Origin of the sequence: Bacillus sp. LBA3-1-1.1 (genome assembly GCF_040676495.1) — a bacterium.
Classification (GTDB): domain Bacteria; phylum Bacillota; class Bacilli; order Bacillales; family Bacillaceae_G; genus Bacillus_A; species Bacillus_A nitratireducens.
In genome coordinates, this window is record NZ_JBEGIB010000024.1 from 175,240 (window position 1) to 190,774 (window position 15,535).

Sequence of the window (15,535 nt, forward strand, 5' to 3'; positions counted from 1 at the left end):
CAATTAATTCACCATATCCTGCCTTGTAAATACTACAAACGAAATAATAAGGGAAACAACTGCCCAAACAGTTAAATTCATTAAAGAAAATCCCATCGATAAACCTTGTAATGCAGGTAATTTTCCTGATAAATAATCCGTTAACGTTAAGTTCACACTAAAAATATATTTCGCACCTTCCCAAGATGTTGCGAATGAGCTTAAAATGCCTCCTGCAATTAATGCGGCTAGCATAACGCCCATACCGGCTGGTGTATTACGAATTAAAACAGAGACCATAAATGATATAGTTCCGACAACGATAGCAACAAACCAAGCTAATCCATACGCCATTAAGATGTATTGCCACTGCGGAATAAGATGTACAAAATTCGTATTTAATGTCTCCTTATCAATGACGAATCCTGTTAAAACAGGCAAGTTCCATCCAGAGTATCCAAATACAAGCCCAGATAATACGTAAGCAAACAAACCTACAAGAAGCAGTATGAGTGAAATGAAAAATAACATCGTCACGTACTTGCTAAGAAGTATTTTCCAGCGCCGAATCGGCCGTGTAAGTAACATCTTCATCGTCCCATCACTTCGTTCTCCTGAAACAATATCAATAGCGACAATCATTACAAGAAGCGGAATAAATAATGTAATTCCTTGCTCAATAAATGCTCTTACAAAAGTCGGTGCGCCCGGCGCCATCGGGTTAATATCATGATCTAAATAATATTGTTGTTGCTCCACTCTTACCTTTAGCCAATCACGCCATTCTTCTGGCAACCTAGAGTTATTCAAACGGTTCTGTGAATCAACAATTTGTTGTTGTAATGAAACTTTCCAATCCGTTGTACCGAGTCTTTTTTGCGTCGTTTCTATTTCACGATACTGAGCATACACGAAAAGTGGGATCAAAATTGCTAAAATAAGCATGACAACAAAAATACGTTTCTTACGATAAATTTTCTCCGATTCATTTAAAACTAGATTCGCAAATTCACGCATGCTGCTCACCCCTTGTGAGTTCAATAAATAAATCTTCTAGCGTAAATACCAGTTCCTTAACGCTATGTACATCTATCCCATTTTCTACAAAGAGTTTATTCCAACTACTTATAGATGCAATATCCATGCGGCATAGTAATCGATCACCTTCTATACTTACTTCCCTTACTTCCTCAGCATCTTCAAGCATATTTTTCGCCTTAGAGATCGGTGTAACAATCCATTCTACACGATCACTTGCTGTTTTAATTAACTCTTCAATCGGTGCAACTGTTATCATTTTTCCTTTATGAATAATAGCAACACGATCGCATATCATTTGTACTTCACTTAGCAAGTGACTTGAAATAAACACACTCATATTTTCTTCTTTCACAAGCTTATGTATAAATTCCCTAAGTTCTCTAATTCCAGCTGGGTCTAAACCATTTGTTGGCTCATCTAATATGAGCAATTTGGGATTTCCAAGAAGTGCCTGGGCAATTCCAAGGCGCTGCTTCATACCGAGTGAGTATGTCTTTACCTTGTCGTGAATTCTTTCGTCCAAATGAACCATCTGAGCAATTTCAAGAATACGTTCATCTGATATATCACCTAGCATACGGGCAAATTGTTTTAAATTTTCCCATCCAGTTAAATATGTATACAGTTCTGGGTTTTCAACGATACTCCCTATTTGACGCATCGCTTCTCTGAAATTTTCCTTAATCGAATAACCACCGATAGAAATCGTACCTTCTGTTTCTTTAATCAATCCAACTAACATTCGAATTGTAGTCGTTTTTCCGGCACCATTCGGCCCTAGGAAGCCAAACACTTCCCCTTGTTTTACATCGAAGGAAATATTCTCTACAATTGTCTTCTTTCCAATTACCTTCTTCACGTCTCGTACGGAAAGTATCGTCGTCATTTTATCCCTCCTTGTTCTAGTTTTAATTTACTCGCAACATTTTGAACTAATCGGTCTGCCATATATGTATACCCTACTTCATTCGGATGAAAATGATCGGAGTATAATAATTCTTTCCCACGATTTTGGAATAGATCAAATGTCGGTGTAATATATACATTTTTAGCATTTAGCGCTAATTTCTCTAAAGATGCATTCCAATCTACAACGATGTTTGAAGAACCTTTTAAATCTTCTACATCTTCAAAAGGATTGTATAAACCAAGCCAAAAAATAGGGCTATCTGTATTTAACTTACGAATTTCTTCTATTATTTTCTTCGCTTCATTTTGGAACGTCGCTGTATCAGGACGGTATGTTTCTAAATCTATCTTTCCAAGCGATTCCCAGCCAGGAAATAAATCATTTCCTCCAATTGTTAAAACGATTACATCTGCTTGCTTAATTGAATATTGAGCGCCACTACTCTCAATTTGTTTTAATAAGTCAGGCATTTTTGCACCACTAACAGCTAAGTTTGTTAATGCAATCTTTTGCTTATAATCTTTTTGTAAATCCTCTTTCATACGCCCAATATAGCCAATTCCTTCTTTATCACCAACACCACGTGTTAATGAATCACCTAAACTAACTATTTGTAATGTTCCCGTTTTCTTTTTCTCTTTTGCCACTACATCAGTCTTTTTTATTAAATTTGAAGCTTTCGGATTTAATACATCATTTACACCTGAAACAAAGCCATATGCAAATAAACAGAAAGATGCAATTGTAATGAGTAGAATTACTTTTACTACTTTTGATCTCATATCAAAACCCCTTTTAGCCCTCATAGATTGTCCATAATTATACCAAACGCAATTTTGAAAAGCGATTTTCACACCTTCTCCATTAAGTTGTTTCTCTATCCACTAACTCTGGTAATAACTCTATATGCTTCACATCTAATTTCTCTTCATTAATCTTTTTATATAATAATTCAAACGCTTTTATCCCAACATTTTTACTAGGATGCGAAATCGTTGTTATACCTAATATATCTGCCACTTCTTGATCATCACATCCGATAATCGTAATATCTTCTGGCATTCGAATTCCTTGTTTTTTCGCTTCTGTTACCATTCCCGCAGCAATATGGTTACAGGATACAAGAAACGCCGTCGGTTTTACAGACATACGAGCCCATTCCCTGACTACATTACGTCCATCTTCCACTGTAAAACAGCCTTTAAACTTCCAGGCTTCTAACGGTTTTACGGCAATCTGTTGAAGCGAATCCTCATACGCCTGTTTTCTTCTTTGACTATTAATGCTATTACTTCTTCCAATGCAATATCCAATGCGTGTATGGCCGGTATCTATTAAGCTTTTCATACCGCGCGAAAAAACTTTATAGTAATCAATATGTACACTTGAAATGTATTTTGAATCAATTTCTTCACACATAACAATTGGACCAAATTTCGTATATTCTTCAAGCTTCTCCTTACTATTTGCCCTGGAACATATAATAACCCCATCAAGCTTTTTCATTTTTAACATATTCAGAATTTCTAATTCTCTTTCCTCACTATAATTCGTCTGACAAAGCATCATATTATAATTTTCCTGTGCCGTTTCCTTTGATATTCCCTCAATAATAGCGCTATAATATTGATCATTTACATGCGGCAATAAAACACCGATTACATTTGTTTTTCCTTTCACTAAATGAATTGCATTTACATTTTGCGTATAATTTAATTCTTCTATAATTGCTAAAATTTCTTTTCGTTTCTGTTCATTTACGTACGGATGATTATTAAGTACACGTGAAACTGTTGAAACAGATACCCCAGCGAGTTCAGCAATTTTTCTTATATTCGTCATCTCATTTTCCTCTTCTCACAAAAATTCTCCCTTGACCTGGTAAGCTTTTCACAATATATCCTTTCCTAGCAAATACATTTTGAAAGGATATACAATTATGCTTCGATTCAAATTAGAATATATATTTTTCATTGGCGGTTTACTCATTCTCGCCATCGGTATTAATATGATGACGACAATTACTTCCTTTGGACTTAGCCCTTATGATTCCTTCTTTATTGCACTATATCAAAATTTCGGCATAAGTATTGGTTTTTGGATTTTCATGATTAACTTTATTTTTACCCTTATCGTACTCTTTTGGGACAAAAAACAAATTACAATCGGCACAATTGTCACAATGATTCTTATTTCTCTTTTTGTTGATTGGATTGGTTCTATTACGACCATTATGGACATTATCCGCTCTCTTCCAAAATATATAACACTTATTTGCGGAAATCTATTCATCGGAGCCGGAATCGGCCTTTATGTCTCTACAAACCTTTGCGCAGCACCTCAAGAGGCTTTCGTTTTAACTGTTGCTGAGAAAAAGAAGTGGACATTTAGAAGAACAGAAATTTCATTAGCTTTTTTATTTTTAACATTAAGCTTCTTATTAGATGGGCCAATCTATTTTGGAACAATTATCTTATCCTTTACAACAGGTTGGATTATTCAAGCATTTATTCAAGTTGGTACGCAAATTTTAAATAGAAAAAAACCTATTAAGCAAGCCGCTTAATAGGTTTTTTCATTTTATTAGAAGAGATACTACTTAGCATCTCCTTCAATCCGATAGTTTGCTTTCAAACAATCTATTTCTTCATACGATTGCAATGTATGTAGAATGTAATCGTAATCTGCAAGAGAAGCACGATGCGTTACAATTACGATTTCTGCTTTCCCTTTCTCTTCAAGCGGCATTTGAATAATCTTTTCAAAGCTAACACCGCGCTCTGAGAACAATGACGTGATTTTTGCGAACACACCAATTTCATCTTTCACATGCAGTCTTAAAAACTTTTTCACAACAATTTCATCTGGCTCTTTTAATACTTTTTTATACTGAGGAGATACCGCACTATTTCCGTTTACACCTAACCTAATATTTTGCATTACAGCAACTAGATCTGAAACAACAGCTGTCGCTGTCGGTAAGCTTCCTGCTCCCGGTCCATAAAACATCGTTTCTCCTACCGCTTCACCATACACATACACAGCGTTATATTCATTTTGTACTGCCGCAAGAGGATGTGCATTTGGAAGTAAAGTTGGTTCAACTGTAACCTCTAATTTTTCACCATCTCGCTTTGCAAGACCAATTAATTTAATTGTATAGCCTAAGCTCTTACTATATTCAATATCTTCTGCTGTAATAGAAGTAATTCCTTTTACCTTCACATCTCCAAGCTCTACATTTGTAGAGAAACCGAGAGTAGCCAAAATCGTCATTTTCCTTGCTGCATCTAAACCTTCTACGTCTGATGTTGGATCTGCTTCTGCAAATCCAAGCTGCTGAGCTTCTTTTAACACGTCGTTATATGCTCTCCCTTCGTCTGACATTTTCGTCAAAATAAAATTTGTCGTTCCATTTACAATTCCCATTACTTTCGTAATAAGATCTGAAGAAAGTCCTTCTACGATGCTTCGTAAAATCGGAATTCCTCCGGCTACACTTGCTTCATAAAACAGATCCGCCTTATTATCCTTTGCTACCGCTAATAATTCCGCTCCGTGTAACGCCATTAAATCCTTATTTGCAGTCACAACGTGCTTCCCACTTTGTAAAGCTTGTAAAATATATGTTTTTGCATCATCAATGCCGCCCATTACTTCAATGACAACATCAATATTAGGATTATCTAAAATTTCATTCACATCTTGTGTTAATAGAGTAGAAGATACCTCGACCTCCCTCTCCTTCTCAATGTTTTGCACTAACACTTTCGTTACTTTCACTGAACAACCTACTTGGTGTATAAGTCGTTCTTGATGATCTGTAATAATACGAACTACACCGCTACCAACTGTCCCAAGACCTAATAACCCCACTTGAATTTCTTTCATAATGCTGTCCACCCCTCAAAATTGTGTTTAGATGAATTATATAGACGAAAAATCTGAAAAACAATGAATTTAGAACATTCGGAAAAATAAAGGTTATTCTTTACAAGGAAAACGCTACCACGTGTTACACAATCTTTCTTTACAATACATAAGGGGTTTCTTGATACACGTAATAATTCAACCAATTAGAGAATAATAAATTCCCATGACTTCTCCACCTAACAAGCGGCTTCTCATCTGGATTATTATGTTTAAAGTAATTTCTTGGCACATCAATATTTAATCCTTTTTGACGGTCACGTTCGTATTCTTGCTTTAACGTATCACAACTATATTCACTATGTCCGAGTGCGAAAACTTGCCTTCCCTCTTGCCCAATAACAAGATGAACACCCGCTTCTTCAGAATTGGCTAATAACGTTAATTCTTTTACGGTTTCAATATCGCTTTCTCGTACTTCTGTATGACGAGAATGCGGAGCAAAAAATACTTCATCAAACCCTTGTAACAATTTCACATGTTGCTCACGAACCTCATGTTCAAATACACCAAACATTTTTTCCGCAAGAGGATACTTCGGCACACCATAGTGATAATACAAACCCGCTTGTGCCCCCCAGCAAATATGAAGCGTAGATGTTACATTCGTTTTTGAGTACTCCATAATACGTCCAAGCTCTTCCCAATAATCTACTTCTTCAAAAGAAAGAGTTTCAACTGGGGCTCCTGTAATAATGAGTCCATCAAATTTTTCATTCTCAATATCACGGAATGTTTTATAGAAGCTCGTTAAATGGTCCTGCGCTACATTACGAGACAGATGCGATTCCATATGAAGTAAATGAACATCTAATTGCAACGGTGTATTTCCAATTAAACGAAGTAATTGCGCCTCTGTTTCTTGCTTTGTAGGCATTAAATTTAATATAGCAATTTTCAAAGCACGTATATCTTGTGTTACTGCTCGCTCCTTCGTCATTACAAAAATATTTTCCTTCTGCAATACTTTGCGAGCTGGTAAATCTTTATCAATTATGATCGGCATGTTGTTTGCCTCCGACTAGCGCCACTTCTAAATCTGCAATAATATCAGAAACATCTTCTATACCTACCGATAAACGGATTAAATCAGATATAACGCCAGCTAAACGCTGATTTTCTGCGCTTAACTGTCTGTGCGTCGTACTAGCAGGATGTATGACACAAGTTCTTGCATCAGCTACATGCGTTACAAGAGTTGCAAGTTTTACATTTGCGATAAATTCTTTTGCTGCTTCTAATCCGCCTTTAATACCGAAAGTTAAAACTCCACTAGCACCTTTTTTCAAATACTTTTGTGCTAACGAGTAATTTTCATTACTATCTAATCCCGGATAATTCACCCACTCAATACGATCATGATTAGCAAGCCACTTGGCAACTGCGAGAGCATTTTCACTATGACGCTCCATTCGTAAATGCAATGTTTCCAGGCCAATATTGCTAATATATGCATTGAATGGGCTCATACAGTTTCCATAGTCTCTTAATAACTGAACGCGTGCTTTCACAATATAAGCTGCTGCTCCAAAATTTTGAACATAACTTACACCGTGATAACTCGGATCAGGTTCAACAAGCTCAGGATATTTTCCATTTGTCCAATCAAAGTTCCCTCCGTCAATAACAATGCCGCCTAAAGAGCTTGCATGACCATCGATATATTTCGTCGTTGAATGAACGATAATGTTTGCCCCATGTTCAAACGCCTGGCATAAATAAGGCGTCGCTAATGTATTGTCAACGATAAAAGGTACTTCTAATTCTTTTGCTGCCGCTGAAAGTTCTTTGAAATTCAAAACGTTCATTGCTGGATTTCCTAGCGATTCTGCATAAACGAGTTTTGTCTTATCGTTAGCAAGTGCCGCAATTTCATCTGCTGTTAAATTGGGATTAAAGAACGTAACATCAATGCCAAGCTTACGTAAACTTACTCCAAATAAATTAAATGTTCCCCCGTAAACTGTTGAAGAACAAAGAAGATGATCTCCACTACTACAAATATTTAAAACTGCTAGCATAATGGCCGCCTGCCCAGAAGCTGTCGCAACAGCCCCTACACCGCCTTCTAAATCTGATAACTTTTGCTCAAATGCAGCTAAGGTAGGATTTCCAATACGCGTATATATATATCCTTCTGCCTCTAAATTAAATAGTGCCGCTAAATCATCCGAAGTATCGTATTTATACGTTGTACTTTGATAAAGTGGCAAAACACGCGGTTCACCATTCTTTGGCGTATAGCCACCTTGCACACAAATTGTTCCTTTTCCCCATGATTCTCCCATCTCTCATTCTCCTTTCTTTTATACAAAATAAAAAACTGCCCCTTTCCTGAAAACAAGAAAGGAGCAGTTTGAAAACACGCTCTAAAGGCTCTTTCTTATCTCTCAGGATTATTACCTGCAGGATTTGGCACAATTCCGTTATACGGCTGTTGCCAAGGTTTCATCGGGCCTGTCCCTCCACCTTTTCTTGATAAGACTATGCAATTACCGTTGATTTTATAGCAATAATTTCCTGATGTCAATCAGTTTTTCTGAATGTTCTAAATTAAATGCGAAAACTTTAATATAAACAACAAAAGAAATATATTCCATATTCATTTAAAAAAGACCTTTTAAAAACCTCGATCAATATATAGAATTAAATAAGTAGTTTAAACGTATAGGTTCAAGATTCTCACGCTTATTCAATATATTGAATAAACCAACCTCTCAAAAAGATACTATATATATTCAATTCATTTCATACTAGCATATCTAATCTTTTCTAGATCAAAACTTACATAACGGAGGTATAACATGACAAATAAAAAGGACATGCACTATATACTCGTCCTATATGGCATTCTTTTAGGCTCTATAGTAGGAGCTACAGTCTGGTTATTTTTAGTTACAATAAATATCGGAATTCACTTTATTTGGGGATACTTACCTACTATTTTCTCCTCTCCCCCTTATTACACCATTTGTGTAACAATTATCGGTGGTATCCTCGTTGGTTTAACACAAAAATACTTTGGTACATATCCACGTCTTATGCCCGAAGTGATGGCTGAATATAAAAAAACAGGTAGAATTGAATACAGTTTTGTACATAAAGCTACTTTAACTGCGATTATCGTTTTAATATTTGGAGCTAGTTTAGGCCCAGAAGCAGCACTTGTTGGAATTATCGGTGGACTTTGTACATGGGTAGGAGATCGCTTTAAATTTGCTTTAAAGGGAATGAATGAACTAACAGAGGTTGGAATTGGTGCTACTTTAAGTGTAATTTTTAATGCACCATTATTCGGTTACTTAGCCCCGAATGAAAATGAGGGTGAACAAATTAACGAATTTTCTAAAGGAAAAAAAGCAATTGTATATTTAGCTACCACTTTTGCTGGTTTTTCCGTTTATTTATTGCTTAGTAAACTCGATAATCGTGGATCCTTTATTGTTGATTTCGGGGAAGGTTCCCTTTCTCTTAATGAATGGATCGCCTTTCTACCACTTGCTAGCATCGGTGCTATAGTTGGTTTCTTTTATTTCAAATTAGAATTCACATTAGAGAAATTAATCCATCCCTTCAAGGAATACAAGGTATCACTTGGAATTATAGGCGGTATTTTATTGGGGGTTACAGGAACTTTTCTCCCGTACACGTTATTTTCAGGGGAACATCAATTAAAAGATTTAGTTGTTGAATGGAGCCATTTATCCTTCTGGGTACTACTTCTTTCCGGGGTTTTAAAATTATGTATTACTGCCGTTTGTTTAAATACGGGTTGGCGCGGCGGACATATTTTCCCAATTATATTTGCTGGATCAAGTATCGGATACGCTATAGCTTCTATTCTTCCTATAGACCCAATCGCATCTGTGGCCATCGTAACAACAGCAATTTCAAGCTATGCGTTACGAAAGCCAATAGCTATAACCTTGCTATTACTTATGTTTTTCCCGCTCAATTTACTATTACCAATGCTCGGGGCGGCAGCGATTGGTAATGCATTTCCACTTCCTAAAAACAACGAAGCTACAAACGAATAAAAATAGGCAGTAGGGACAAAAGTTCCACTGCCTATTTTTATTACACATGCTGTTTTAATAGCGCGTATAACTCTTCAAAACTATGCACTTCATATGTTGGCACAATCTCGCTATTATTTGGTTTCTTTTCTGGATTAAACCAACAAGTATCAATTCCCGCTACATATCCACCTTTAATATCAGCACTTAACGAATCCCCAATAATGAGCCCTTCTTCAAAAGCAAAATTAGGAATCCTTTCAAAGACATAATCAAAATACTCTTTCATCGGCTTTTGGAATCCCGTATCTTCAGAAACAAAAATATCTTTAAACAATGAATGTAATCCTGCATTACGTAAACGTTTATCTTGCGTCTTAGAAATACCGTTTGTCACTACATATAAATCATACTCACTTTGAATTTGATTTATAAATTCAAATGCACCTTGCATGAGTTGGTTTCCTTCTTCTAAGTAGCTACGATAATTATTTTCGAATAATATCCCATCTACCTCTTCCCCGTACTCTTTAAACAAAATCGAAAATCGTGTATTTACGACTTCATCACGGTTTATTTCACCTTCTTCAAAAGCATCCCAAAGGCTTTTATTAATTTTTTTATACTGAGATTCAACCTCGCTAGTTAAAAGAATCCCTTTCTCTTCAAAGAGCATACGTAACGCCACTTTCTCCGCCTTCTGAAAATCTAACAATTTATCATTTATCATCTACATCAAATAGCAATGTTTTATATTTTTTCATAAACCCCTCACACTCTCTTTTCTACAAAAATAAATTTACATAAATCGTATCATTCTTCCTTGTAAAAATAATAAGAGATATCTCATACTACAAACAGGGGTGAAAATATGAAAATTAGTAAAAATGAGAAAGAAATTTATCAATACATGCAAATTCATCAATTCCATACTCTTTTTTCCTTTCATGTCTTACCATATGTAGAACTACATTCTTTTCAAAAGAAAGAGATGATATGTAAGGAGGGAATCGACCTCCCCTATCTCTATTACTTAATTTCCGGGAAAGCAAAAATATATATGAGCCATAAAAATGGGAAAGTTTCTTTAATTAATTTTATTCAAGCACCTTCATTCATTGGGGAATTAGGATTAATTGGCGTAGAATCTGTTACAAAAGCGGTTGAGGTGATTGAAGATTGTATTTGCTTAGCGCTTCCTCTTAAAGATTGTCAGCATCTTTTATTGCAAGATGCTACCTTTCTACAGAAACTATGCAAATTTATTGGAGAAAAAACAATTACCCGAACAGAAAATTACGCCAAAAACTATAGTTATTCGTTTGAAAACCGATTAGCTGCGTTTATTCTATTAACGGAACAAAATAATTGCTATACCGAAAAGCATACTGAGGCCTCAGAATACTTAAACGTCAGTTACCGCCATCTTTTATATGTATTAAACCAGTTTTGCCAGCAAAACTATTTAAAGAAAGAAGGCCGAACATATTATATACAAGATCGAAATCAATTAGAAAAACTTGCTGACGAGCTGAAAGTATAAAAAACAGCATTAACATAAAAGTTAATGCTGTTTTTTGAGTGGCGATTATAATTTTAATTAAAATTTGCTTGCTACTTTAGCTGCTTCTTCAAGACCTGCAGTAATAATTTCTTCTGCTTTATCTGGGAATTGGTTATGTCCCTCGATAACTACCGTTTCCATGTTTGTTGCACCGAAGAAGCCCATCATGCTTGCTACATATTTAACAGCCATTTCTACTTCAGCTGCTGGTCCTTCAGAATATACGCCGCCGCGTGCATTTAATAACGCAATTTTCTTATCTCCAATAAGTCCAACTGGACCTTCTGGTGTATATTTAAACGTTTTACCAGCACGGTTTAAATAATCAATATACGTGTGTAATACGGCTGGAATCGTTAAGTTCCATAATGGGAAACCGAAAACAACTTTATCAGCTTCTAAGAATTGATTTAAATACTTATCAGCAACTGCTACTGCTTTTGCTTCTTCTTCTGTTAAATCAAATCCTTTGCTTGCTTTGAATGTACCATTAATCATGTCTACACCTACATATGGTAATTCTTCTTTATATAAATCAAGTTCTACTACTGTATCATTTGGATGTGCTTCTTTATAGTTTGCTAAAAATGCCTCGTATAATTTGACACTTACTGCTTGTTCCGCTGGACGGTTGTTTGCTTTTACAAATAAAACTGTTGCCATGATTCTTTTCCTCCTACTACTCACTCTTATGTTGTTATATATTACTTACGAAAAAGGGTTACTCCCTTGTAATTATTGTTGCTTACAAATACATTTTATCTTTATATCAAGACAATTTCGTCCTCACATAGACGTATTTTTTCATAAAAAAAGTCCACCTTCTAAAGGCGAACTAGGTCTTACGACTTTGGTCTTATACAATTCCGTTTTTCACTGCATATAATGCTGCTTGTGTGCGATCGGATAAATGTAACTTACTCAAAATACTACTTACATGCGCTTTAACCGTTTTTTCTGTAATAACTAAAACAGAAGCAATTTCTTTATTACTCATTCCTTTTGCCAATAGCTGCAATACTTCATTTTCCCTTGCTGTTAGCACATCTACATGAACGATAGATTCCTCTTCTTTCTCTTCCTCCGGTAATGTTTGAGAAAGAAGGGCGTTTGCTATATCGGGATGTAACTGAATATTACCTTTATATGCACTTCGAATAGCTTCAACAAGCTGATCTGGTTCTACATCTTTTAAAATATAACCACTTGCTCCAGCTTTCAATGCTGGCAATACATGAGCCTGATCAGAAAAACTAGTTAAGACAATTACTTTCACATTTGGGTATTCTTTTTTAATGCAGGCTGTTGCCTCAATTCCATCCATCTCAGGCATATATAAATCCATTAATACGACATCTGGACTCGTTTCGCCTACTTTCACTAACGCCTCTTTTCCATTATTGGCTTCCCCAACTAATTCAAAATCTTCCTGTGTACTTAGAAAAAACGCTAATCCTTTTAAAACGACTGTATGATCATCAACTAACAATACTTTTATTTTCACAAACTTCCCTCATTTTTCACATCATAATGGTACATTTACTTTTACACTCGTTCGTTTCTCGCTGCTTGTAATTTTAATCGTCCCACCAACTAATTCTACTCTTTCGCGCATCGTAGTCATACCGAGTGATTTCTTCTCTTTTATATCCTTTTCTACAAAGCCGTTTCCTTGATCGACTATTTCTAATGATACATTCTTCTCCGTCACTTTGAAATAAATCGTCGCTTCTCTGACATTTGCATGCTTACTTACGTTATTTAAAGCTTCTTGTCCAATTCTCCAGAGCGCTTCTTCTACTACGCGCGGCAAATCACGAACACCTGTAACTTGTTCCCGAATTTTCAATCCCAAACTTTCACCATATTGTTTTAAAGCTGGTAATAGTCCTTTCTCTAATCCCGCTGGACGTAGTTGCCAAATTAACGTCCTCATTTCTTTTAAGGCACCTTGCGCTAGTTCACGCATCTCATGCAAAGATCGATCCACCTTTTCATTTTGACCTTTTAAAACTGCCTCAGCCCCTTTTGTCATAAAGGTTAACGAAAATAGCTTTTGTGAAACAGAATCATGTAAATCTCTTGCTAACCGGTTTCTTTCTTCCATTCGTACAAGTTCGCGTCGTTGCTCATTTAATCTTAAATTTTCTATCACGAAAGAAATATGATTTGTTATTGCTTGAAGTACATCTATCGTATTCACATCAAATTCACCATTATTTGAACTAACACATAAAACACCAAATATGTGACTTTGAATCTGTATTGGTGTGGCAATAACCGTCCTATTAGAGGCTACCTTATGACTGATTTGATGGTTTAATAAAATAGGTTCACCTTTTTCTAGTGCTTCTTTCGCTGCTTCTTTTATATCCTCTTGTAATTCTTCCTGGCAATAAGATGCCCGCAAGGCTAATTCTTTCTCTTCCCTAATAAAGAATGCGACTTGATTCCACTGAAACACTTCACCTAATCGATTTACAACTTTTTCAGGCAATATATTAAATTGATGAATCGTTCTTAAAACTTGAATGAACCGTTCTAATTTCACATAATAATGCGCTCTTCGCTTTTCATTTTCATATAACTTTGCTCGTTTTAAAGCCGTTCCAATTTGGAAAGCAACTGATTGAAGCAATACTAATTCTTCTTCTGAAAAATGTGTTTTACCTGGGCTTGCCACATTTAACAAACCAAATTTTTCTCCTCCAGCCTTTAAAGGAACCGTAGCATGATGAAGAATTCCTTCTGTATCTCCCCAATTATATTCAATTGCATTATTAATTCTTTTACATTCAATAATATTAACAGCTCGCTCTAATTTCCCATCCACAAAGCCACGTAAACACCAACATTCACCTTCACACATCGGGCGTTTGTTTTCATATGTAAGTGCTTCTGGCAACTGGTAATCGATTAATTTCGTATATCTCCCATTTTCATCCGCAAGAAAAATCCATCCTGTTGTTAAACCTGTTACACTAAGCAATTTTTCTAGCACTGCTTGTAATACATGATATGTATCATTTGATGTATTTAGCGTTTCTGCAATTTCTTTTAATATAACTAATTCATTTGTACGATTATCTCGAAACATACCTAATCTCCTACATACAAAATTTTAAATCGCCCCTAAAGTAAATCATCTACTTTTCACTTTGTACTTATTCGTAACATTGATATAATGGTGAAAACATAGTTTTCATTATATCACTTGAGGGGGCTTTCATAATGACATTAAATAAGGCACTTACTATCGCTGGTTCTGACACAAGTGGCGGTGCTGGTATACAAGCAGATTTAAAAACTTTCCAAGAACTTGGTGTATACGGAATGACATCTCTTACGACAATCGTAACGATGGATCCACATAACGGTTGGGCACATAACGTATTCCCAATCGCGGCTTCTACATTAAAACCACAATTAGAAACGACAATTGAAGGTGTTGGAGTAGATGCTTTAAAAACAGGTATGCTTGGATCAGTGGAAATTATTGAAATGGTTGCAGAAACAATTGAAAAACATAATTTCAAAAATGTAGTAGTTGACCCTGTTATGGTATGTAAAGGGGCGGATGAAGCGTTACACCCTGAAACAAATGACTGCTTACGTGACGTTCTTGTTCCAAAGGCATTAGTTGTAACGCCAAACTTATTTGAAGCGTATCAATTAAGTGGTGTGAAAATTAATTCTCTTGAGGACATGAAAGAAGCTGCAAAGAAAATCCATGCTTTAGGTGCTAAATACGTACTAATTAAAGGTGGTAGCAAACTAGGTACAGAAACTGCTATTGATGTATTATATGACGGTGAAACATTCGATCTTCTAGAATCAGAAAAGATTGATACGACAAATACACACGGTGCAGGTTGTACATATTCTGCTGCAATTACAGCAGAACTTGCAAAAGGAAAGACTGTAAAAGAAGCGGTAAAAACTGCAAAAGAATTCATCACAGCTGCAATTCGTCATTCATTCAAAATTAATGAATATGTAGGACCAACACATCACGGTGCATACCGCAAATTCGTTGCACAGAAAGAGCTTGTCTAATAATAAACTAAAAAACATACTAAAACCGACAGAGCATTC

Annotated in this window: 14 protein-coding genes, 1 pseudogene and 1 riboswitch; of the genes and pseudogenes, 4 read left to right on the forward strand and 11 right to left on the reverse strand. The window is 35.7% G+C overall.

Going from position 1 to position 15,535, the window contains the following annotated elements; translation table 11 throughout:
• Nucleotides 1–3 precede the first annotated feature (3 nt).
• Genes MRBLBA3_RS19625 through MRBLBA3_RS19640 form a run of 4 tightly spaced genes read right to left on the reverse strand, consistent with a single transcriptional unit; the run spans nt 4 to nt 3,772 of the window.
• On the reverse strand, nt 4–996 hold the full coding sequence (locus MRBLBA3_RS19625) for an ABC transporter permease subunit (RefSeq protein ID WP_001206485.1): 993 nt from the start codon (nt 994–996) through the stop codon (nt 4–6).
• A complete protein-coding gene (locus MRBLBA3_RS19630; RefSeq protein ID WP_097881754.1) occupies nt 989–1,906 on the reverse strand; it encodes an ABC transporter ATP-binding protein in 918 nt (305 codons plus the stop codon). The genes MRBLBA3_RS19625 and MRBLBA3_RS19630 overlap by 8 nt, the downstream gene beginning before the upstream one ends.
• Nucleotides 1,903–2,784: an SGNH/GDSL hydrolase family protein gene (locus tag MRBLBA3_RS19635; protein WP_016131001.1), complete on the reverse strand. Its 882-nt coding sequence runs from the start codon at nt 2,782–2,784 to the stop codon at nt 1,903–1,905. Before MRBLBA3_RS19635 ends, MRBLBA3_RS19630 begins: the two co-directional genes overlap by 4 nt.
• A gap of 10 nt (nt 2,785–2,794) precedes the next feature.
• A complete protein-coding gene (locus tag MRBLBA3_RS19640) occupies nt 2,795–3,772 on the reverse strand; it encodes a LacI family DNA-binding transcriptional regulator (RefSeq protein WP_097881752.1) in 978 nt (325 codons plus the stop codon).
• A gap of 97 nt (nt 3,773–3,869) precedes the next feature.
• On the opposite strand from MRBLBA3_RS19640, the gene MRBLBA3_RS19645 reads away from it, so the two are divergent.
• Entirely contained in the window at nt 3,870–4,496 is a 627-nt protein-coding gene (locus tag MRBLBA3_RS19645; RefSeq protein ID WP_363383083.1) for a YczE/YyaS/YitT family protein, read from the forward strand.
• A gap of 29 nt (nt 4,497–4,525) precedes the next feature.
• Here the strand turns inward: MRBLBA3_RS19645 and MRBLBA3_RS19650 are convergent, their stop codons facing one another.
• The 3 genes from MRBLBA3_RS19650 to MRBLBA3_RS19660 form a co-directional block, all read right to left on the reverse strand.
• A complete protein-coding gene (locus MRBLBA3_RS19650; RefSeq protein ID WP_016131004.1) occupies nt 4,526–5,821 on the reverse strand; it encodes a homoserine dehydrogenase in 1,296 nt (431 codons plus the stop codon).
• A gap of 139 nt (nt 5,822–5,960) precedes the next feature.
• Nucleotides 5,961–6,866 carry a homoserine O-acetyltransferase MetA gene (gene metA, locus MRBLBA3_RS19655; RefSeq protein ID WP_001121550.1) on the reverse strand — a complete coding sequence of 302 codons (906 nt, stop codon included), beginning with the start codon at nt 6,864–6,866 and terminating at the stop codon, nt 5,961–5,963.
• Nucleotides 6,850–8,148 (reverse strand): bifunctional O-acetylhomoserine aminocarboxypropyltransferase/cysteine synthase, encoded by a 1,299-nt coding sequence (locus MRBLBA3_RS19660; RefSeq protein ID WP_363383087.1) that lies wholly within the window; start codon nt 8,146–8,148, stop codon nt 6,850–6,852. Before MRBLBA3_RS19660 ends, metA begins: the two co-directional genes overlap by 17 nt.
• Before the next feature lie 92 nt (nt 8,149–8,240).
• Nucleotides 8,241–8,345, reverse strand: a riboswitch (SAM riboswitch).
• Between the two features lie 319 nt (nt 8,346–8,664).
• Here MRBLBA3_RS19660 and MRBLBA3_RS19665 point away from each other — a divergent pair.
• On the forward strand, nt 8,665–9,897 hold the full coding sequence (locus tag MRBLBA3_RS19665; RefSeq protein ID WP_016131005.1) for a chloride channel protein: 1,233 nt from the start codon (nt 8,665–8,667) through the stop codon (nt 9,895–9,897).
• A 40-nt stretch (nt 9,898–9,937) separates the two neighbouring features.
• Here MRBLBA3_RS19665 and MRBLBA3_RS19670 read toward each other — a convergent pair.
• Nucleotides 9,938–10,640 (reverse strand): annotated as a pseudogene (locus MRBLBA3_RS19670) (YjjG family noncanonical pyrimidine nucleotidase).
• Between the two features lie 107 nt (nt 10,641–10,747).
• Between MRBLBA3_RS19670 and MRBLBA3_RS19675 the strand changes: the two are divergent.
• The gene (locus tag MRBLBA3_RS19675; protein WP_000703330.1) at nt 10,748–11,419 is read left to right on the forward strand and encodes a transcriptional regulator YeiL; all 672 of its coding nucleotides are present in this window, start codon (nt 10,748–10,750) and stop codon (nt 11,417–11,419) included.
• A gap of 57 nt (nt 11,420–11,476) precedes the next feature.
• Here MRBLBA3_RS19675 and MRBLBA3_RS19680 read toward each other — a convergent pair whose 3' ends face one another.
• The 3 genes from MRBLBA3_RS19680 to MRBLBA3_RS19690 form a co-directional block, all read right to left on the reverse strand.
• Nucleotides 11,477–12,103 carry an FMN-dependent NADH-azoreductase gene (locus MRBLBA3_RS19680; RefSeq protein ID WP_000246730.1) on the reverse strand — a complete coding sequence of 209 codons (627 nt, stop codon included), beginning with the start codon at nt 12,101–12,103 and terminating at the stop codon, nt 11,477–11,479.
• A 193-nt stretch (nt 12,104–12,296) separates the two neighbouring features.
• A complete protein-coding gene (locus MRBLBA3_RS19685; RefSeq protein WP_000695779.1) occupies nt 12,297–12,944 on the reverse strand; it encodes a response regulator in 648 nt (215 codons plus the stop codon).
• A gap of 21 nt (nt 12,945–12,965) precedes the next feature.
• Nucleotides 12,966–14,537: a GAF domain-containing sensor histidine kinase gene (locus MRBLBA3_RS19690; protein ID WP_363383093.1), complete on the reverse strand. Its 1,572-nt coding sequence runs from the start codon at nt 14,535–14,537 to the stop codon at nt 12,966–12,968.
• Nucleotides 14,538–14,671: 134 nt separating this feature from the next.
• Between MRBLBA3_RS19690 and pdxK the strand changes: the two genes are divergently transcribed.
• Entirely contained in the window at nt 14,672–15,496 is an 825-nt protein-coding gene (pdxK, locus tag MRBLBA3_RS19695) for a pyridoxine/pyridoxal/pyridoxamine kinase (protein ID WP_000174236.1), read from the forward strand.
• The last annotated feature ends 39 nt before the right edge of the window (nt 15,497–15,535 follow it).